This window comes from Chitiniphilus purpureus, assembly GCF_025642115.1.
Lineage (GTDB): Bacteria > Pseudomonadota > Gammaproteobacteria > Burkholderiales > Chitinibacteraceae > Chitiniphilus > Chitiniphilus purpureus.
The window spans coordinates 2031451-2051774 of the sequence record NZ_CP106753.1; the positions used below are offsets into that span (position 1 = coordinate 2031451).

Genomic DNA, 20324 nt, shown 5'->3' on the forward strand with positions numbered 1-20324 from the left:
CCACGTCATACGGCTCTCTCCTTTCTTCGCGCCTCGCCTGCGCTACGGTGATGCTTGCGCTGTCGTCTTTCTGCGCCGCCGCCGCGGATGGTCTGGTCTCGGTACAGCCTACGGCCAACGGCTATGTGCAGGCTGTCCGCCCCAATATCGTCGCCACCGCGAAGGACGCCACGCTGATCGCCGGCGGCTGCTATCACCTGAGCATGCACCACGTCGCGGTGACCGGCACGGTCTTGGCCACCGCTGACCGAGCGCCATCATCTCGTGACGCTGCAGCTGGGCTTCGGCACCGCCGTGGCGCAGACCCATTCCTGGCAGTCCACCGTGGACACCGCCAAGGGGGTGGTCGGCGGGCAGGCCACGTTCGTGCGCATGCTCGACACACACAGCTGGGGCCGCAGCCATGACCGCGTTCCAGGACTGCTTGCGCAAGGTGGCGGCCGCAGCGTTGGCTCGCAGCTGGCCGGGCAAGCCTGGCCGGCGCATCTCGGCGCACTGCATCGCCTCATGCGCGCTGCACGTTGACAAACCCGCGCCTGTCCGCACTCTAATGCGGGTTGTTGCCCGGGGTGCGCCGAGCGCGGTCCTCCGGCGCCATGCTGCATCATCGGGTGCGCGAGGAGGACGGGATGCGGATACTGATCATCGAAGACGACAGCGAGATTGCCGCCAACCTCTACGACTATCTGAGTGAACGCGGGCACCAGGTCGACGCGGCGCCCAACGGGCTGGTCGGATTGCACCTGGCAACCGCTCAGCCCTTTGATGCGTTGGTGCTGGATATCGGCCTGCCTGGTCTGGATGGGCTGGGCCTGGCGCAGCGCCTGCGGCGCGATGCACAGCTGTCGCTGCCGATCCTGATGCTGACCGCCCGCGACACCCTGGCGGACAAGGAGGCCGGCTTCGCTGCCGGGGCAGACGATTATCTCGTCAAGCCGTTTGCGTTGAAGGAGGTCGAGCTGCGACTCCTGGCGCTGGTCAAACGTGCCCAGGGGCGGGTCGTGCCGCAGCGCCTGCGTGTCGGCCGGCTGGAGCACGATCCGGTGAGCGGGGAGACGCATTGGCAGGGCGTGCGCCTGTCGTTGCCACCCAAGGGCATCCGGTTGTTGACGGTGCTGATGGCCCAACCGGGGCGGTTGTTTTCCCGCGCCGAGCTCGAAAACGCGGTCTGGGGTGAAACCCAGCCGAGCAGCGATGCGCTGCGTACCCAGATCGCGCAGGTACGTCGCGCGCTGGCCGCTGCGGATGGCAGCAGCCCATTGGTCACGGTGCACGGCCGCGGTTACAAGCTGGTGGGCGGACCCCACGCGCCGGAGACACCATGAGCGCGCCGGCGGCACCAGCCGTTGCCCGCAACAGCCTGCGATGGCGCCTGGCCTGGACCTTCACGCTGCTGACCATCCTGGCCCTCACCGCGCAAGCCGTCGCCTTGTTCCTCAGCAGCGAGGAGCAGGAGGAAGCGCTGATCGATGAGGTGGTGAATACCGCGCTGGACGGGCTCCTCGCTCACCCGGATGGCCAGCCGGTGATGGCGCCGCACCTGTCGCTGTACCGGACCGTCAACGGTCAGGCACCGGCGGCGTTGCCGGCAGCGCTGCGGCGCTTTCCGCCGGGCAATCACGAATGGTTCGTCGAGGAGCTGGAGTATCACGTCGGGGTGCGCGATTTTGCGGGTGAGCGCTACTACCTGCTGTACGACACCCGTGAACACGAGCGACGCCTGGCCCACCTGCTGGTTGCGTTGGTGATGGGTGTGCTGCTGCTCTCATTGATGGCGTTGTGGCTCGGGCAATGGCTGGCCAATGCGCAGTTGCGGCAGTTGAAGCGGCTGGCCGAGCGCGTCCGCACCGACGATCCGACCCCCTTCCTCGATGCCGCGCAGGACCAGGAGATCGCGCAACTGGCGGCGGCGCTGGATGACTATCGCAATCACAATACGCAGCTGATCGAGCGGGAGCGTGAATTCACCGCCAACGTGAGCCACGAGCTGCGCACGCCGCTCACCCGGATCCGTACCAGCGCAGAGCTGCTGCTGGGCGATGACAAGGCCGGCCCTCGCGCTGCGCGCATCGTGGATGCGGTCGACGAGCTGGAACGCACGCTGCGCGCCTTGCTGATGCTGGCCCGCGAAAATGCGCAGCTGCAGTGGGAAGACGTGCCGCTCCAGCCGTTGGTCGCGGCCCTCATCGAGTCGCACCGTGAAGCAAACGGACGTCCGGCGCTGCCATTGCACAACCAGGTGCCGGTCGGGCTCACGGTACGCGCAGATGCCGCGGTCCTGACGTTGATCCTCGAAAACCTGCTGAGCAACGCCTTGCGACACGCGTGCAGCGGCTGGATCAGCGTCGGTGCGGGGCCCGGGTGGTTGTCGGTCTGCGATACCGGGATTGGCATTCCGGCGCCGCAATTGAGCCAGGTATTCGAGCGGCACTATCGTCTCAGCGATCTGCCCGATGGCATGGGATTGGGGCTTGCCATCGTCCAGCAGCTTGTCGCACGCTGCGGATGGCGATGTGAACTGCGCAGCGAACCGGGCCAAGGCAGCGAATTTCGCATCGTGTTCGCCCACGCCGGGCCGGCACACTGACCGGCCTGCGCGGCCCGCATCGAAGCGTGCGGCCCGACGGGCCGGACTCACACTTCCCTCACAAATCCATCCGGCAATCCTCACAGCCGCCTTGTTAGCGTGGCCGCCCGATCGTTCATCCGTGTTGGCGGCTCATGCGCAACAACCTGCTTCGCCGGTCTTCGTCGCCGGCGCTGCGTGCCGAATGGATCACCTTGGCCGTGGCCGGCTTCCTGCTCGTCTGCTGCAATGTGCCGTTCTGGTCGCGCCTGGTCGCGGTCCGGCCCCTCACGGCGGCGACGTGGCCGGGCTTCGTCGCCGGCTTTGCCATGCTCCTGGCCGGATTCAACCTGCTGCTGACGCTGCTGGCGTGGCCCTACGTGCTGCGCCCGATCCTGAGCCTGCTGCTGCTGGCAACGTCGCTCATTGCCTATTTCATGAACCAATATGGCGTGATGATCGACGTGGACATGGTGCGCAATGCCGTGGAAACCGACCGCGGCGAACTGCGTGACCTGCTCACCTTCAAGATGCTGCTCTACGTGGCAGGGCTTGGCGTGCTGCCCATCTGGCTGCTGTGGCGCATGCCGATTCAATGGCGTCCCCTGGCGCGTGAGCTGCTCGCCAAGCTGCTCATCATCGCAGGCTGCGTGGCTGTGGTGCTGACCCTTGCCCTGGGCAGCTACCAGACCTTTGCCTCGGTCGCGCGCAATCACCGTGACCTGCGTCTGCTGCTTACGCCGACCAACTACCTCCAGGCCGTCTCGCGCTATCTGAAACGCCGCAGCCAGACCCCGGCGACGTTCATGCCCATCGGCATCGATGCCCGGTTGGCGCCGGCGTGGTCCCAGCGCAGGCGCAAGGCGGTCACGGTGATCGTGATTGGCGAGACGGCGCGGGCGGACCATTTCGGCCTGAACGGCTATGCACGGGATACGACGCCGCGCCTCGCCCGGCAGGCCGGTTTGATCAACTTCACCAACATGTGGTCCTGCGGCACCGAGACCGCCGTATCGCTTCCCTGCATGTTCTCCAACCTGGGGCGCGATGGCTTTTCGCAGGAACAGGCGCAGGCCCAGGGCAATCTGCTCGATGTACTGAGGCAGGCGGGGCTCGCTGTGCGCTGGCGGGACAATCAATCAGGCTGCAAGGGGGTCTGCGCGCGCGTACCGAGCGAGGAGGTGCGTGACAGCAGGATCGCAGGCGTCTGCCCCCAGTCGGGCGACTGTTTTGACGCGGTGCTGCTTGCCGGCCTGGACCAGCGTATCGATACGCTCGATCGCAGTACCGTCATCGTGCTGCACATGATGGGCAGCCACGGCCCTGCGTATTTCAGCCGCGCACCGCAGGCGTTCAAGCTGTTCCAGCCGGAATGCCGGTCCGTCCAGCTCGATCGGTGCTCGCGGCAGCAGATCGTCAACGGCTACGACAATTCGTTGCGCTACACCGACCATGTGCTGTCCAGCCTGATCGATCTGCTGCGCAGCAAGGCCGGCCAGGTGGACACCGCGATGATCTACCTGTCGGACCATGGCGAGTCGCTGGGTGAGGGCAACCTCTACCTGCACGGTACCCCCTATGTGTTTGCCCCCGACGCCCAGAAGCACGTTCCCGCGCTGATGTGGTTCTCCGATGGCTTCGAACGCAGCTTCGGGATCGATCATGCCTGCCTGGTGGCGCGCCGGCACGCTGCCTATTCCCAGGACAACCTCTTCCACTCGGTACTCGGGTTGCTGCAGGTGCAGGTCAAGGAATACCGGTCCGCGCTCGATGTTTTCGCGCCCTGCAGGCGTGTAGCGTGAGGCGGGCGACCCGCTTGGCACGCCACCGGCCGGCGCGCTTTCCACAAGGGTTGGCCTTCTGGCTGTGGCATCTCGCACTGCCCCTGGCCCTGGGTGCACTGCTGTGGTTGGTCTACCCGCAGACCGGCCTGGATGACTGGGTTGTCAGGCGCTACTTCGACCCGTCGACCAGGAGTTTTCCGCTGCAGCACAGCCTGCTGTTCGGCGAGGTCCTTCATACCGCCGCCAGATTGCTTGTCGTTGCGGTCGGCCTGGGCGCCTTGGGCCTGTGGTTCTGGTCATTCCTGCACACCGGGTGGCGCGCGCAGCGGCGTCGTTCGTTCTGGATCTTTCTTGCGATGCTGTTGGCGAGCGGCACGGTGAGTATGCTGAAGGCGCGCAGCATCCATCATTGCCCGTGGGATCTGGCGGAGTACGGGGGCTATGCGCCTCACCTTGCACTGTTTGCCGATGTCCCCGCGCGTTTCGCCGCGGGGCATTGCTTTCCGGCAGGCCATGCCTCTGGCGGCTTTGCAATGATGGCGTTCTACTTCGGTCTGCGGGACCTGGATCGGCGCAAGGCGGCATGGGCACTGGCGCTGGGCCTGAGCGGCGGGTGGGCCATGGGATGGACGCAGACCATGCGAGGGGCGCACTTCCCTTCGCACACGCTGTGGTCTGCCTGGGTGGTCTGGATGGTCCTGCTGGCGCTGTACGTGCTCTTTCCACCCGCGAAGACGCCGCCGGCGGATGAGCGATAGCCCGGGGTGCCCACTGGTCTTGCCCATGGGGTGCGATGCCCCGGCCGTGCCGCCCTGACCGGGGCAGGACCGCGGGGGTGCTGCCTGCCGCCACCCCAATGCCGCATGGCGGCAGCACGCCGTTCCCGGCTCCGTGCCCGATCCTGCCATCGAGCAGGCATGCCTCGACCTTGTCGCCGCGGGGCCGGCGGATATCACCTTGGGCACCCTGGGCATCCCGCTCCGCACCCGCGGCCCGGTCTGCGCGGGGATCACGACGTGCCAGGAACAGCCTGCGCGAGGTCGCTGGGGCGGTCATGCGCCGTGGACCACGATGGCATCCGGTTTTCCGGCACGTGTCGCGGCCAACACCATGGCAGGGCATCCGACAGGCCGGGAGCGGGAGGGCAACGGTCTGCCGGCATGACCGCGCGAGCGGTGCGACAGGGAACGCACCTTCGCGTCGCGTGCACACCACGGTTGGCGAGGCGGATGCCGCTACGGGGCGGTGCCCGGCTGCGCCACCCAGGTCTGCGGTGGCTGCCGATCGTCCAGGAAGGACAGTGCGGTGCTGGCCAGGGCCGGTGACAGGAAGATGTCGTAGTGCGTCAAGCCGGGCAGGATGGCAAGGCGGTTGCGGGACATGTGTTCACGCTGCCACCCCGCGTCCCGCAGACCGCCCCCCAGCAGCTGATAGAACTTCACCATGTGTTCCGGACGAAACATGTCGCTGTCCCCATAGACCAGCATCACCGGCATGGCGAGCCGCTGCACGTCCGCCGACCAGTCATAGGGCTTGCGCATCAACGCACCCATGCGATCCAGCAGCAACGGAAAGTCCTGTGGTCGCGGGGCGATGGCCGCATACGACTGATACATCGGCGTCGGCTTCATCGCCTCGGCCATGCCCGCGCCCACCTGGGCCTGCATCTGCAGTATCTCCGGAAAGAAGCCGTCCTGCGCATAGCCGGCGGAGACCAGTACCAGCCGGCGTACGCGCTCCGGGTGCTGTACCGCAAGGCGGAACGCGACACCGGCGCCCATCGAATAACCCATCACATCCACCTGCTGCAGACCCAGGTGCTTGAGCAGGACAGCCAGGTCGTCGCCCATGTCCACCAGGCTGATGTCGCGCCCGCCCAGCGCGGTGCGGCCATGCCCTTGCAGGTCGACCCCGATGACCTGGCGGGTGCGGGCCAGTGCAGCGAGCACCGGGCCAAACATCCCGGTGCTGCCAAGACCGCCATGCAGCAGCAACAGCGGCGCGCCCTGGCCATGGATCTGGTAGTGGTAGTCGACCCCGTTCACCGGGACATAGCCTGACTTGGCCGGCGTGGCAACCGGGGGCGTGCTGGGCGCAGATGCGGATGACGCACGGGCCTCCTTGGCAAGGACCAGTGGCGTGGACAGGGCGAGCAACAGGGTTGCCGACAGCAGCAGCAACGGATGGCGAAACAAGTGCATGGGAAACTCCCGAAGTGATGATCGAGGTGGAGGCCATCAGCAGGGGCCTGTACCTGCACGACGAACGAGCCTGCCGGATTTCGACCTGCGCCGGATGAGCGGCATCGTTGGCGGCCAATGGGCAGCCCAGAGCGCCGCAGGTGTATCGGCCCGTTGCGCTGTCGCCATCGTTGAAGAGCCCGATGAATGTCGCGGGTGCCGCCACCACACGCCGACGGGGCCTCGCGCAACTGCCCGTGGCCAACGCTGCGCCGAGCATGCGTCTGCCGCGTGAGCCGGGCCGCAGGTCGACGTGATCGGCGATGCTCACCTGGACCGGTGTCGTGCCGATGGATAGGGCTGTCGTGGCCTTGGCATTGCAAAAGACTGGGAATCGCGACGGCGCCATGCAGTGGGCACCGAGCCATACCAGGATCTTCCCGGCCTGCCCGTTGCCGATCGAGAACTGCGCAAGGTTCAGGACGCGATGAAGCACAATGCGGTGCTGGATGCGCTACGCAGCCAATCGTTGCCGCTGCACCCCGATGGCGGGGCAGCGCCCGCCGTTCTGTGCCGGCGGGTCTTGCTCCGCATGGACGCTTCGCTGAAGCAGGACCTGTGCGCATGGCATGACCGCGACCGGACGATCCGGCGCGCCGCAGGCAGATGCACAACACCGTGAACGGCAACGCCCCGGGCAATGCCGGGGCGTCGGGGTCTGCATGGTCCTGTGCGGCTTCGCACCCCGCGCCCGACCGGGCAGCACCGGGGTGCCGGCAAGACCGTGCACACGCGCTTACGTTTTGAAACCGTTGCCGTCGCACCGCCTGTTCCAGCCCGCGGCGCCTGGTTGGAACTTGGCATGCCAAGGCGGAACCAGGGGCCTTGCCACCGCCCGGGCCGCCGACGGCGGAAATGAAAAAAGCCCTGACGAGTCAGGGCTTTATACAACTGGCGGAAAGGGTGGGATTCGAACCCACGTTAGACCGGAGCCTAAACCAGATTTCGAGTCTGGCGCATTCGACCACTCTGCCACCTTTCCTGAAGAAGCGCGGATTCTAACGAGGTTTGGACTTCAATGCAAAGTCTTTACGTTTGTGGATTGCCTAAAAGATTGGCAGAATGCCGCCGTCTTAACCCGGGGGCCCCGCTTCGCGCAGTCAGGCAAGCGCGCCGCCTCCACTGACGGAGCCTCATGAAACACTGGTTGATGGCCTTGTTCGCCACCGCGCTGGTCGGCTGTTCTGATATGCCGAACCAGCAAGTCAATCGCGTTCTGCCTTGGAGCGAATCCAAGGAACTGGTGGTCCTGGTGCAAAACGGGCCGACCACCTTGTATGTGGACGCGGAAGGCAAATACTCGGGGCTGGAATACGATCTGGTGACCCGGTTTGCCGAGGCGCACGGACTCAAGGTGCGTTTCGTGGTCGAGCGCGACTATCACCGGCTGCTCGATCGACTGGCGCGCCGCGAGGCGCATCTGGCGGTCGGGGTGTACCGCGACGATGACCGGCCGGAGCTTGCGTTCGGTCCGGCCTATCAGCAGATCGAGCCGGTGCTGGTCTATCGGGCGGCCGTGCCGGCGCGACGCGCGCTGGCGGCGCTGCATGACGGTGTGGCCATGGTCAAGACCCTGCCGCAGTATCTGCAGGCGATGAACCGCTACAAGGTCGGGCAGCCGGGCTTCAAATGGCGGCTCGTCGAGGGTGACGACGCCGAAGGCCTGGTCGAAGGCGTGGCTGACGGTGAATACGACTACGTGGTGGTCGATTCGCACCTTGCCGGTGTGGCGCAGAATTATTTCCCCAGCGTGGCGATCGCGCGGCCGTTCGGGCCCGGGCAGCCGCTCGCCTGGGCGACGCCGGCGGAGGATGCACAGCTTCTTGCGCGCATCGAACGCCATTTCGGTCAGGTGGCCGAGGATGGCACGCTCAAGCGGCTGATCGACCGCTACTACGGCCATGTGGACCGCGTGGCGCCGGTGGACGCGCTGGCGTTCCTCGGCAAGCGCGAAACCGTGCTGCCGCGCTACCGCGACTGGTTTCTGGAGGCCGAGGACAAGACCGGGCTGGACTGGCGGCTGCTGGCGGCGCTGGCCTATCAGGAATCGCATTGGAATCCCGCGGCGGTGTCACCGCACGGCGTGCGTGGGCTGATGATGCTGACCACCGACACCGCCAACCGGCTCGGCGTGAACCGGCTTGATGCCTATCAGAGCATCCAGGGCGGCGCGCGCTATATCCGGATGATGCTCGATGCCATCCCGGCCCATATCCCCGAGCCGGACCGCACCTGGCTTGCGCTGGCGGCCTACAACGTGGGGATCGGGCATCTGTCGGATGCGCGGCGCCTCGCCGGGCGGCTCAACAAGAATCCGGACAGCTGGGCCGACCTGAAGACGGTGCTGCCGCTGCTGCGCGATCCCAAGTATTTCTCCACGCTGCGCTACGGCTATGCGCGCGGCGGCGAGCCGGTGATCTTCGTCGAGACGCTGCGCACCTACTACGACATCCTTGCCCGCTTCGAAGAGCCGCGCACGCCGGGCCTGCCGGTGCTGGCCGAGGACGTGGTGATCCACAACCCGGACAACCTGCGGCTGCAGATCAACAACCGCGTGCTGCCGGCACGGGCGCCGCTGCAGCAGGCCGCGCTGTAGCGGGGCTGCGGGGCCGGACCGGGGCCGCTACAATGGCGCCTTTGCGTTCGTCCCGGAAGCCCCATGAATCAAGCCCGCCCCATCCGCACCCGCTTCGCGCCCAGCCCCACCGGCCTGCTGCATATCGGCGGCGTGCGCACCGCCCTGTTCTCATGGGCGTATGCACGCAAGCATGGGGGGCAGTTCGTCCTCCGGATCGAGGATACCGATCTGGAGCGTTCCACACCCGAATCGGTGGCGGCCATCCTGGACGGCATGCATTGGGTCGGCCTGGACTACGACGAAGGCCCGTTCTACCAGATGCAGCGCATGGCGCGTTACAAGGAAGTGATCGGCCAGCTGCTGGCGGGCGGCCATGCCTACCACTGCTATTGCAGCAAGGAAGAGCTGGAGGCGATGCGCGCCGAGGCCGAGGCGCGCGGCGAAAAGCCGCGGTACGACCGGCGCTGGCGCCCCGAGCCGGGCAAGGCATTGCCGCCGATGCCGGCGGATGTGTCGCCAGTGGTGCGTTTTCGTACGCCGCTGGACGGCACGGTCGCCTGGGATGACCAGGTCAAAGGGCGCATCGAGATCGCCAACGAGGAGTTGGACGATCTGATCATCGCCCGTCCCGACGGCACCCCCACCTACAACTTCTGCGTGGTGGTCGATGACTGGGACATGAACATCAGCCACGTGATCCGTGGTGACGACCATGTCAACAACACACCACGCCAGATCCATCTGTATCAGGCGCTGGGTGCCGAAGTGCCGCTGTTCGCGCATCTGCCGATGATCCACAACGACCAGGGGCAGAAGCTCTCCAAGCGGCGCGATGCGGTGTCCGTGGTCGACTACGACAAGATGGGCATCCTGCCCGAGGCGTTGCTCAACTATCTGGCAAGGCTGGGATGGGGACACGGCGACGACGAGTTCTTCTCGCTGACGCAGTTCGTCGCGTGGTTCGACCTGGCCGCGGTATCGCCAAGCCCCAGCCGGTTCGACCGCGACAAGCTGCTGTGGCTGAACGCCCAGCACATCAAGGCTGCCGATCCGGCACGCCTGGCGCAACGTGTGGCGGGCTTTCTGGCCGATCGTGGCGTCGACATCGCAGTGGGGCCGGCGCTGGCGCCGGTGTGTGCGCTGCTGAAGGATCGCAGCCAGACGCTGCTGGAGATGGCCGATCAGGCCGAGTATTTCTACCGTGCGCTGGTGCCCACCGCCGAGATCGTCGACAAGCACCTGGGCCCGGACGATGAGGCGCGGCTTGGCTTCTTCGCCGAAGGCGCGGCCCGTCTGCCGGAATGGAGCGCCGAAGCGCTGGCGGCCTACATCAAGGAGTTCGTCAAACAGCAGGGCGTGAAGATGCCGCAGGTGGGGATGCCGCTGCGCGCCAAGGTATGTGGCACCACCAGCACCCCGTCGGTGGACGCGGTGCTGGCGCTGCTCGGCCGTGAAGAGGTGTTGCGGCGGCTGGCGGCATGACGCCGCTGCCGGATCAGCGGATCACACCGCAGGCGATCCGGTCACCGGACGCGCCGGAGGGCTGGCTCTTCAGATCGTCGGGTTGATCGTGCACCACCAGCGCGCGGCCCTTGACGTGGGTGCTGGTCAGCCCGGGCACGGTGACATTGAAGGTGGCGCGGCCCTGGGCATCGGCATGGATGTTGCCCAGGTCCCCGTCGTGGTGACGGCTCGGGTCGGGCTTGCCGTGCGGGTGCCCGTCCGGGTTGTAGTGCGCGCCGGCGCTGCTGGCGTCCGGTGCCGAACAGTCGCCGGTTTCATGGATATGAAAGCCGTGCGCGCCGGGCGTGAGGCCAGTGACCTCGCCGGCCACGACCAGACCCTGCCCGGTATCCATCAGGCTCACCGTACCGCGCACCTGGCTGCCGGAAGCCGGCTCGAGCGGAGTCTGGGTGGGGCCGGTGGCGGCCAGCGCCGGCAGCGCCAGCGTGGCGATCAAAAGGCTCAACGACTTCATGATGTACTCTCCTGTGTCGATGTTTGTATACCCGATGGCGTGCAGCACCGCGCGCCCATTCCGTGAGCGACCCTTTCGATGAAGCTAAGTTCTGCAGCACAGATCGGCCAGTGCGTGATGGTCGGGTTCGACGGCCTTGTGCCCGATGCGCATATCAAACGTCTGATCCGCGAATATCGGGTGGGTGGGGTGATCCTGTTCCGCCGCAACGTGGCCGATCCGCGTCAGGTGGCGGCGTTGTGCCGCGCCTTGCAGGAGATCAACGCCGAGGTCAGCGATGTGCCGCTCCTGATCGGCATCGACCAGGAAGGCGGCATGGTGGCGCGCATCGAGGAAGGGCTGACGCCGCTGCCGTCCGCACTGGCGTATCAGGCGGCCGGGTCGGTGGCCGATTGCGAGGCGCTGTGGCGCCATGGCGCTGCCGAGCTGGCGGCACTGGGGATCAATGTTGATTTCGCGCCGGTGCTGGACGTGAACAACAATCCGGCCAACCCGGTGATCGGCGTCCGCGCTTTCGGCGAGGACACCGCCACGGTTTGCGACTACGGGTTGGCGGCGCTGCGTGGTATCCAGGCGGCCGGGATGGCCGGCACCGCCAAGCATTTCCCCGGCCATGGCGACACCGACACCGACTCCCATCTGGGCGTGCCGCGCGTGGGACATGGCCGGGCGCGGCTCGATGCCGTGGAGCTGGCGCCGTTCCGTGCCGCCATCGCGGCCGGCGTCGACGGCGTGATGTCGTCGCATGTAGCGTTTCCGGCCGTGGAGCCCGACCCGGATACCCCATCGACACTGTCGCGCGCCGTGCTGACCGGATTGTTGCGCGACGAGCTGGGCTTTGACGGTGTGGTGTTCACCGATTGCCTGGAGATGGATGCCATCGCGCGCGGCGTGGGTACCGAGCAAGGCGCGCTGGCGGCATTCCAGGCCGGGGCCGATGTCGTGCTGGTATCGCACCGCGCGGACCGGCAGATCGGCGCCCTTGAACTGCTGGCGCAGGCACTGGCGCAGGGCACGGTCAGCGCGGCGCAACTGGCGCAATCGTGCGCACGTGTCCTTGCGCTGAAGGCGCGCCGCGGCATGGCCGGCTGGCGGCAGCTGCCGGCCGACCCCACGCCGGTGTTGCGCACGCCCGATGCGCTCGCGTTGTCCGGCCGGGTACACCGGCGCGCGCTGACCCGGCAGGGGCCGGCGCGTGCGCTGGACCCTGCGCTGCCGGTGCTGCTGCTTGCTTTCGAGGTGCAGACCCGTACCGAGATCGACGAGGTGGCGCTCGGCAACCGGGCGCAACTGCGCGATTCGCTCGCGCTGCCGCTGCAAGCGCGTGGCTTCACGGTCGAGGAAATGGTGCTGGGATTGCAGCCGGACGAGACGCAACGCGACGCGGTCCAGGCCCGCGCAGCCCAGGCGCCGCAGATCGTGGTGCTCAGCTACAACGCGGTCCTGCATCCGGCACAGCGCGACGTGTTGGCCGCGTTGCCGCCCGAGCGGGTCTGGCTGGTGGCCGGCCGGCTGCCCTACGATCTGGCGCTGTTGCCGCAGGCCGCCGCCCGGCTGACGCTTTATGCCAATCGTCCTGCGGCCCTGTCGGTGCTGGCGGCGGCGCTGGCAGGTGAGCACGACTGATCGTCCGGCGCCGCGCCTTGCATGGGCTGGGTGCTGCTGCTATGCCTGCGATAGACGTCCTCTTGACGCCGGCAGGTGGGCAGGTGGGCGGCCATGCTTGCAAACGGGGCAGCTCCGGTATACTGCGGCGCACAGCCCTGCGTCATCGGATGCAGCGTGCAGATCATGTTTGCACAAATATACTTTGGCGTTAGACTGGGCGCCGATAGTCTGCCCGGCAATAGCGAGAGGATGGGGGTCATGAAAAAGTTACTGGTGTACGTGCTGGCCCTGGCTTTGTCGCCTGCATTTGCGGTGGATGAGCCGCTGCCGTTCGACGAGCCGGCCTACGCGCCCCAGGTGATACGTGCATCGGCGCAGTCACCGCAGAAACGCGCCGTCCTGGGCAAGAGCAAATACAGCAAGAAATTTGCGAACAAGTCGTCGCGCAAGCATCTGGCCAGCCGTAAGGCCAAGGGTGGCAAGTATGCGGCAGCCTCCAAGCGCACCTATGCGCAGAAGGGCGAGCGCCGCCAGCTTGCGGCCAATACCCGGCGTTAAAGCGGGATTCGGCATGTGGATATGCAGTGAAAGGGCCCAGATGAACTGGGCCTTTTTGTTGGCGCGGTATGAGCTAGGGCCGTTTTCACTGACCAGTCCGTTGTGAGGGCGCGCTCCGCTGCGATGTGGGCTGGCGGAAGCGCCCTGAATGACCGCATCGGCTTCCATCGACATGCGGTTCATGTTTGCCGTGACCTTGGTCATCTGGTTGGTGGCGGCTGATTGCGTTGCAGGCGCTGGCGGTCAGTCCGGTTTCGTCCTGGCTGCCCATGGCGATGCCGCGGGTTAGAACGCCTGCGCCACCGGCGATTTCGAGCAAGGCATCCCAACAGTTGCGTCCCCAGGCAGCAGGTGTGACAGCGCAAGATTGGCCAGCCCACTGGCAATCGCGCCGATGACCGTGCCGGGTATCCGGTCGACTCCCTCGGGGTGGCTGTGATGAACTTGGCCTTGCCAGCGATCTCCATGTTGCCTAACGCATCGCTGCCACAGTCTGAGCCGAGCAGGCTGGCATCGAAACCCGGCATCACCTTGCCGACCGGTTTGAGGGGGCTGCCTGCTTGCGGGTGGGTAACGATCCTACCCGTGCGGGTAGGCCCGAAGCGATAGCCGCCAGACCGCAGCTTGATGCCCTGAACGACCTGCTGTACTTCATCGAACGGGACGTCACTGTCGACCAAGCCGGTCAGAGTGCCACTCTCCAGAATACAGCCGACTTGATTTCGTTTCCTGGGCTGCTCACCAGCCCGCTAGGCAGGTCGGGCAGAGCGGACCTGAGCGGCCGCCCAGGCAGCGCTGTGGCTTGCGCTGCGTTGCCTGGAGGGTGTGGTGTCGTGTTGGGCGCTTTATTGGGTACGAAAACTGCTGATGGTGAAGATGCGCATCATCGGCTCCGTGCTGCCGCTGCCGAACCACCGGTCAAAGCTCTTCAGGGCGTCGCCGCTGGTTTCCATGTCGACCAGCGCTGCGTTGACTGCCGCCTGCAGCTCCTTTTCGCCCTTGCGTAGACCGACGGCGATGGTCTTTATGCTGAGCGCAAAGCTGGATACTTCATACTGCCCGCGCACATTGGCCGGCAGGCGCGCCTGGAAGCTGGCAAGCACCGGGCCGTCGGCGACGGCACCGTCGATCTGGCCTGTGACCAGCGCCTTGACGATTTCTGGCTTGTCTTCGAATTCGACCAACTTGGCTTGCGGGAAGTCTTTGCGCAGCATCTTGGCAGTGCTGGAGGTGGCTGTCGCGCCAAGGCGGGCTGCGTTGAGGTCCGACTCTTGCTTGAAGCGGCCTTTCTTGCCCAGCACTTTGTCTTCGGTGACGAAGTAGGCGACGCTGAAGTCGATTTCCTTTTCCCGATCACGGGTACGGGTGAGGTCGGCCACCACCAGATCGACTTGGCGTTTTTTCAGGGCCGGGATGCGGTCATCCGATTCAACGGTGATGAACACCGGCTTTACGCCCAAGCGGCGTGCAATGCCTTGGGCAAATTCGATGTCGTAGCCACGCAGCAGCCGGGTTTTCGGATCCAGCTGGGAAAACGGTGGAGAGGAGTCCTTTACGCCGATCAGGATTTCGCCCTTTTTCTTGATATCGGTAAGGTCATCCGCATGGGCGAGGCCGGCAAGGGCGACGAGGGCGGCAAGCAGGAGGTGACGCATGGCGGTTGGTCCGTTCGAGGTGGTGGAATGCGGGAAGGGGCAGGTGGTGATCAAAAGGGGTGATGCCTGGTTCTTGGGTGTGTTTTGCTGACTCGCAGCGTCCCCGGGTATTACGGTAAATCCCCGCACGATGCAACTTTACTTGCGCGACGATTGCGGGCGTGTCGTCGCCGGCAGCTATGGTGCCATGATGGAAGGATTTTTACAGGAGGTCGCCCATGCAAAAAGCCCGGTTTCCCGGGCTTTTTTGTTGGAGCGAGGAGAAGGGGGCGTGCGCCCCCGGCTACTTACTTCAGTGTGACGCTCCAGTTGGCTTCCACGCACTTCACGTATTGCCCATCGATCAGCGCGTTGTACGGGGTCTGGTAGCTGACAAGCTGACACTTGTTCTCGCCGCCCATCTTCCAGTCCTTTTCCCAGTAGATGTTGAATGCGGCCGACGACCCGCCGTCGAAGCGGCCCATGCCGGCGCACTTCATCGACTCCTTGTTGATATCCCAGCCCAGATCGCGAGCGAACTCGACGTAGTAGTCGATGCGGTTCTGCGCGGCCTTCTTGGTCGGGCTGTCCTGGCACTCGGCGTTGATGATCTGGATGGTGGTCGGGAAGTCGTTGCCCAGTTGGCGGACCTTGTCGAACTCGTTCGGCACCCAGGTGCCGTCGATCACGTGCAGCATCGAGGGCTTGGGCGGTTGCGGGTAGATGAAGAAGAACACCGCCGAGGCAAGGTTCAGCCAGGTGTCGGCCACCAGTTCGGGGTTGTTCAAGAGCTTGAACTGGTCACCCTCGAACATCGCCTGCGAGAACGGGCCGTAGTTGTAGTTGTAAGACAACTGCTTGGCGCCGCGACCGAAGTAGCCCTTGAACTGGCCATTGGGCAGCTTGCCGCAGGTCCAGATCTTGTTGAACACCGGATCGTTGCACTCGGCGTTGTAGCCGGACTTGGTCTCGTCCCAGCCCATTTCACGCACGTGCACCAGTGCCTGACGCCATTCGGGGATGCCGAACTGCTCGATGCTGTGGCCGCCGGTCTCCTGGGCGAAGTGGGCGAACATCGCGGCGAGCGAACGACGGCAGATCTCGTCGCTGTTGCGTCCATCGGTATAGGTGTCGCAGAAGCCCGGGAACTTGGCCACGCCCTGCAGGAAGCCCTGGTAGGTGTACGACGGGTTGCGCACCTGGAAGTAGTAATCGAACTTCTGCTGCGAGACCAGCGCCTCGACCCGCTTCACGTTCTCCGGATTGGTCGCCTTGCCCGGCGCCACGGCTTCGACCTGGGCATTGGGCAGCGTGCGCACCGAGTACTTCACCTTGCGGAAGATATCCGAGTTGGTCAGCTGCGCCGCATAGGCTTCGGCTTCGGCCTTGGTCGGCACCCCGCCCGGCGTCGGGGTGACTGGCGTGGGCGTCACTGGCGTGGGGGTCGGAGTCACCGGGGCCGGCGTCGGCGTGACGGGCGTGGGGGTGACCGGCGTCGGTGTGGGTGCCACCGGGGTCGGTGTCGGCGTCGGCGTGCCGCCGTTGCCGCAAACGCCGATGTCCTGCCACAACGTATTGCTGGACGCCGGATTCCAATTGGCCCCTACATGCGCCACATGGGTGACCAGCGCGCGATAGTTGCGGCCGTTGTAGGTGACCAGGGTGCCGGCGGTGTAGGTCCTGCCTTCGGCCCAGGCCGGATTGCAGGTGCCGGAGACGGGCGTCGGCGTGGGGTTCGGCCGCGGTGTCGGGGTCACCACCGGAGTGGGCGTCGGGGTGACGGCCACCGGGGTCGGGGTGACGGCAGGGGTGGGGGTGACCGCCGGCGTCGGCGTGACGACCGGGGTGGGGGTGGCTGTGACAGGGGTCGGGGTGGTGACGCTCAACAACTGCCAGGGTCCCCACTGCGCGGCACCGGGCATGTCGCCCTGGGTCCACCACTTGGCCTTGTAGGCCTTGCCCTGGTAGGTCACTTCCTGTCCGGCGTTGTAGACCGCCTGGTTGTTCCACTCCGCCGCTTGGGCGAAACCAATGGTTGCCAAGGCCACGACAAGTGCGTGGCGGCCGCTCAGGCTCAGCATAAAAACTCCTCCATCCTCTATCGTTTTGTTCCGGCTTTGAGCCGGATGTCGGCAATGGTATCAGTTGGATGGCATGCGTCAAATGCAGCTTACACGGCTTGATCAGAAAAATTCATTCGTAATCAAACAAATATCATGGATTGATAATTTCCTTTGGCGGCTTGCTTACAAAGTGCTGGAAATAAGCCATGGAATTGGTATGGTCGTAAGCGCTTGATTAAGTCCAATTTCCAGGATGGACAAGGGTCAGACCACCATTGCAATACCCTAACGATTGCAAGGTTTTTACGCGTGCTTGCTGACGCATTTGACGGGCAGGTGCAAGCCGGCAGTCTTATGACGAACGGATAAACGGTTGCAAATCCGGGATGAGCGGATGGCGGTGTGCGCAAGCGCATCCGCTGGGCAGGCCGTGATCGAATCGAGTGGCCCGGCCCTGTGCGGCAGGGCCGTGGCGTGTGCCTCAGCGCCGGGTGATGCGCGCCAGCTCGTCGAAGTAGGTGGGGAAGGTCTTGGCGGTGCAGCCCGGATCAAGGATGCGCACCGGCGCCGCCAGCGCCACCAGTGAGAAACACATCGCGATGCGGTGGTCGTCATAGGTGGCAATGGCCGCGTCCGGCGTGAGCTGGGCCGGTGGCGTGACCACCAGGTAGTCCCGGCCTTCCTCGACGGTCGCGCCCACCTTGCGCAGCTCGGTGGCCATGGCGGTGATACGGTCGGTTTCCTTGACGCGCCAGCTCTCGATATTGCGCAAGGTGGTGGTGCCTTCGGCGAACAGTGCGGCCACGGCAATGGTCATCGCCGCATCGGGGATATGGTTGAAATCCATATCGATGGCCTTGAGCTTGCCCGAGGCAGGGCGGCTGGCACAGATCCAGTTGTCGCCGCGCTCGATCACCGCGCCCATCGCCTCCAGCGCTTCGGCGAAGCGCACATCGCCCTGGATGCTCTGCCTGCCGACCCCGGTGACGACCACGGGCGCGTCGGCCGTAGCCGCAATGGCGCCGGCAGCAAGGAAATAGGACGCGGACGAGGCATCGCCCTCGACGAAGATCTCGCCGGGGCTATGGTAGGTCTGGCCACCAGGGATGAAGAATTCGGCCCAGTCGTTGCCGTTGACGCCACGGCGTTCGACCGTGATGCCGAAGCGCTTGAGCAGATTGAGCGTGATCTCGATATAGGGCTTGGAGATCAGCTCGCCGACCACTTCGATGGTGATATCGCGGCCCGCCAGCGGCAGCGCCATCAAGAGGCCGGTGAGGAACTGGCTGGAGACGTTGCCCTTCACCGCGACGCGCTCACCGGTGATGGTGCCGGGGTGGATCTGCAGCGGCGGGTAGCCTTGGTTGCCCAGGTATTCGATCCGCGCGCCGGCCTGGCGCAGTGCGTCCACCAGATCACCGATCGGGCGCTCGTGCATGCGCGGCACACCATGCAGGTGATAGCTGCCGTCCGCAAGGGCCAGTGCCGCGGTCAGCGGGCGGAAGGCGGTACCGGCGTTGCCGAGGAACAACGAGGCATCCTTGACCGGGAAATCGCCGCCGCAGCCCATGATGCGGAAGTCGCGGCCATCGCCGACCTGCTCCCAGCGCACGCCCAGCGTGGCCAGCGCTTCCAGCATGCGCTGGGTATCGTCCGAGGCCAGCAGGCCCTTGACCAGTGTTTCACCCTGGCAGAGCGCGGCCAGCAGCAGCGTGCGATTGGAGATGCTCTTGGAGCCAGGCAGATCGACAGTGCCGGCGACACGGGCACGTGCAGAAAGGTCGAGATGTTCCATGGTGCAGGGCGGGCGGTAGGAAAGTCGGACATGATACCGCGCCGGCCGGCGGGCCCGCGAGCGTGGCGGCGTCAGCGCTGTCCGGTCAGCGCATCGAGCGCCGCCTGCACGCGCTCCGGCCCCAGATCGTTCAGGCACTTCATATGGCCCAGCGGACAGGTGCGCTCGAAGCAGGGGCTGCACTCGACATTGAGCGACACCACGCGCGCGCTGGCCGAAAGCGGCGGCGTGAATACCGGCGAGCTGGAACCGTAGACCGCCGCCAACGGCAGGCCCAGCGCCGCTGCCACGTGCATCAGCCCGGAGTCGTTGCAGACGGCGGCAGCGGCAAGCGCCATCAGATCGATGGCCTGCGCCAGGCTGGTCCGGCCGGCAAGGTCGACCACGCCCGGGGCGGCAGCCACGATCTCGCCGCAGATCCCGGCATCCTTGCTGGAGCCGAACAGCCACACCTGCCAGCCGCGGGCGAGGTACCCACGCGCCAGCGCCGCTGCATGCCGTGCAGGCCAGCGTTTGGCCGGGCCGTACTCGGCGCCGGGGCAGAGGGCGAGGATGGGGCGGTCGATGTCCAGCCCCAGCGTGGCGAGCACGGCTGCACTGGCTGCTGCGTCAACTGCCAACCGGGGGTCGGGAATGGGGTGGACGGGCGGCATGCCCTTGGGTTCGGCCAGGGCCGCGAAGCGCTCGACCATGCGCGGCAGCGCCGCCTTGTCGAGCCGGCGCCTATCGTTCAAGAGGCCGTAGCGGGCTTCGCCAAGCCAGCCGGTGCGGCACGGAATGCCGGCGAACAGCGGCACCAGCGCGCTCTTGAGCGAGTTGGGCAGTACGATGGCCTGGTCATAACCGCGCCGTGCCAGCTGGCGGGCAAGCTGCCAGCGTTGCTGCAGCGCGAGTTCGCCGTGGGCGAATGGCGCATCGATGGCGTCGCGGATCTGCGGCATGCGTGCGTGCAGGGGGCGGGTCCAGGCCGGGGCCAGCACGTCGATGGCCACGCCCGGATGGCGCGCGGCCAACCGGGCGTAGAGCGGCTGGGCCATCACCGCATCGCCCACCCAGGCCGGTGCCACGATCAGGATCTGTTTCATGCCGGCAGAACCTTGGATCGCGCCCCCGGTGCACGACCGCCGTGCGACGGCGGCTTGGCAATCGCCGGGAAATGCACGTCGTCTTTGCCCTGATTGAACACCGGATAGGCCATGCCGGCGGGCAGGTGCTGGCAGTGCCCGGGTACCGGCGTGCGCTCCTGGCCGGCCAGCCCGATGGTCTGTGAAGCGGCAGGCCGTTGGAAGAACGGTTGCGTGTGCAAATGGCGGTGGGGCATCTCGGCTGCGCCGGGCGGCATGCGTTCGCGGATCACGGACTGCGCGGTGCGCTGCAGAAGAGGCCGGCCGTCGCGCCGTTCGCGGTGGCGATGGCGCTTGGCCCATTCAAGGTCGGCCATCATGCGCTTGGCTCGTCCAGGCGGCGGGGCAGGCCGCCGGCTGCGTCGGTCGGTAGGCACAGGCGTGGACCGGCGGCAC

General features: G+C 66.0%; 17 protein-coding genes and 1 tRNA gene. 10 read left to right on the forward strand and 8 right to left on the reverse strand.

Translation table 11 applies throughout. The features are described from left to right. Positions 1–264 precede the first annotated feature (264 nt). The 5 genes from N8I74_RS09465 (at position 265) to N8I74_RS09485 (ending at position 5108) form a co-directional block, all read left to right on the forward strand. A complete protein-coding gene (locus N8I74_RS09465) occupies positions 265–525 on the forward strand; it encodes a hypothetical protein (RefSeq protein WP_263126646.1) in 261 nt (86 codons plus the stop codon). A gap of 104 nt (positions 526–629) precedes the next feature. Beyond that, positions 630–1325, forward strand: a complete 696-nt coding sequence (locus N8I74_RS09470) for a response regulator transcription factor (protein ID WP_263126647.1) — start codon at positions 630–632, stop codon at positions 1323–1325. After that, positions 1322–2587 (forward strand): sensor histidine kinase, encoded by a 1266-nt coding sequence (locus N8I74_RS09475; protein ID WP_263126648.1) that lies wholly within the window; start codon positions 1322–1324, stop codon positions 2585–2587. Before N8I74_RS09470 ends, N8I74_RS09475 begins: the two co-directional genes overlap by 4 nt. A gap of 134 nt (positions 2588–2721) precedes the next feature. Next, entirely contained in the window at positions 2722–4368 is a 1647-nt protein-coding gene (locus N8I74_RS09480) for a phosphoethanolamine transferase (protein WP_263126649.1), read from the forward strand. Next, positions 4365–5108, forward strand: a complete 744-nt coding sequence (locus N8I74_RS09485) for a phosphatase PAP2 family protein (protein WP_263126650.1) — start codon at positions 4365–4367, stop codon at positions 5106–5108. Before N8I74_RS09480 ends, N8I74_RS09485 begins: the two co-directional genes overlap by 4 nt. 477 nt (positions 5109–5585) lie before the next feature. Here N8I74_RS09485 and N8I74_RS09490 read toward each other — a convergent pair whose 3' ends face one another. Then, a complete protein-coding gene (locus N8I74_RS09490; protein WP_263126651.1) occupies positions 5586–6551 on the reverse strand; it encodes an alpha/beta fold hydrolase in 966 nt (321 codons plus the stop codon). A gap of 391 nt (positions 6552–6942) precedes the next feature. On the opposite strand from N8I74_RS09490, the gene N8I74_RS09495 reads away from it, so the two are divergent. Next, on the forward strand, positions 6943–7212 hold the full coding sequence (locus N8I74_RS09495; protein ID WP_263126652.1) for a hypothetical protein: 270 nt from the start codon (positions 6943–6945) through the stop codon (positions 7210–7212). Between the two features lie 270 nt (positions 7213–7482). Here N8I74_RS09495 and N8I74_RS09500 read toward each other — a convergent pair. Next, a tRNA-Ser gene (locus tag N8I74_RS09500) sits at positions 7483–7572 on the reverse strand. A 153-nt stretch (positions 7573–7725) separates the two neighbouring features. On the opposite strand from N8I74_RS09500, the gene mltF reads away from it, so the two are divergent. Together mltF and gltX are read left to right on the forward strand one after the other, a co-directional pair. Continuing rightward, a complete protein-coding gene (mltF, locus tag N8I74_RS09505) occupies positions 7726–9186 on the forward strand; it encodes a membrane-bound lytic murein transglycosylase MltF (RefSeq protein WP_263126653.1) in 1461 nt (486 codons plus the stop codon). Between the two features lie 63 nt (positions 9187–9249). Further along, positions 9250–10650 carry a glutamate--tRNA ligase gene (gltX, locus tag N8I74_RS09510; protein ID WP_263126654.1) on the forward strand — a complete coding sequence of 467 codons (1401 nt, stop codon included), beginning with the start codon at positions 9250–9252 and terminating at the stop codon, positions 10648–10650. A 13-nt stretch (positions 10651–10663) separates the two neighbouring features. Here gltX and N8I74_RS09515 read toward each other — a convergent pair whose 3' ends face one another. Then, positions 10664–11146 carry a superoxide dismutase family protein gene (locus tag N8I74_RS09515; RefSeq protein WP_263126655.1) on the reverse strand — a complete coding sequence of 161 codons (483 nt, stop codon included), beginning with the start codon at positions 11144–11146 and terminating at the stop codon, positions 10664–10666. Positions 11147–11224: 78 nt separating this feature from the next. Between N8I74_RS09515 and nagZ the strand changes: the two genes are divergently transcribed. Together nagZ and N8I74_RS09525 are read left to right on the forward strand one after the other, a co-directional pair. Next, complete coding sequence (gene nagZ / locus N8I74_RS09520; protein ID WP_263126656.1) at positions 11225–12772, forward strand: beta-N-acetylhexosaminidase; 1548 nt, start codon at positions 11225–11227, stop codon at positions 12770–12772. Positions 12773–13012: 240 nt separating this feature from the next. Beyond that, positions 13013–13312, forward strand: coding sequence for a hypothetical protein (locus N8I74_RS09525; protein ID WP_263126657.1), 300 nt, complete (start codon positions 13013–13015; stop codon positions 13310–13312). 845 nt (positions 13313–14157) lie between these two features. Here N8I74_RS09525 and N8I74_RS09530 read toward each other — a convergent pair. The 5 genes from N8I74_RS09530 to N8I74_RS09550 form a co-directional block, all read right to left on the reverse strand. Next, the gene (locus N8I74_RS09530; RefSeq protein ID WP_263126658.1) at positions 14158–14967 is read right to left on the reverse strand and encodes a transporter substrate-binding domain-containing protein; all 810 of its coding nucleotides are present in this window, start codon (positions 14965–14967) and stop codon (positions 14158–14160) included. 287 nt (positions 14968–15254) lie between these two features. After that, on the reverse strand, positions 15255–17027 hold the full coding sequence (locus tag N8I74_RS09535; RefSeq protein WP_263126659.1) for a glycoside hydrolase family 19 protein: 1773 nt from the start codon (positions 17025–17027) through the stop codon (positions 15255–15257). A 463-nt stretch (positions 17028–17490) separates the two neighbouring features. Next, a complete protein-coding gene (gene aroA / locus N8I74_RS09540; RefSeq protein WP_263126660.1) occupies positions 17491–18804 on the reverse strand; it encodes a 3-phosphoshikimate 1-carboxyvinyltransferase in 1314 nt (437 codons plus the stop codon). A gap of 71 nt (positions 18805–18875) precedes the next feature. Further along, positions 18876–19889: a lipopolysaccharide heptosyltransferase II gene (gene waaF / locus N8I74_RS09545; protein WP_263126661.1), complete on the reverse strand. Its 1014-nt coding sequence runs from the start codon at positions 19887–19889 to the stop codon at positions 18876–18878. Next, positions 19886–20248, reverse strand: coding sequence for a cupin domain-containing protein (locus N8I74_RS09550; RefSeq protein WP_263126662.1), 363 nt, complete (start codon positions 20246–20248; stop codon positions 19886–19888). Before N8I74_RS09550 ends, waaF begins: the two co-directional genes overlap by 4 nt. Positions 20249–20324 lie beyond the last annotated feature (76 nt).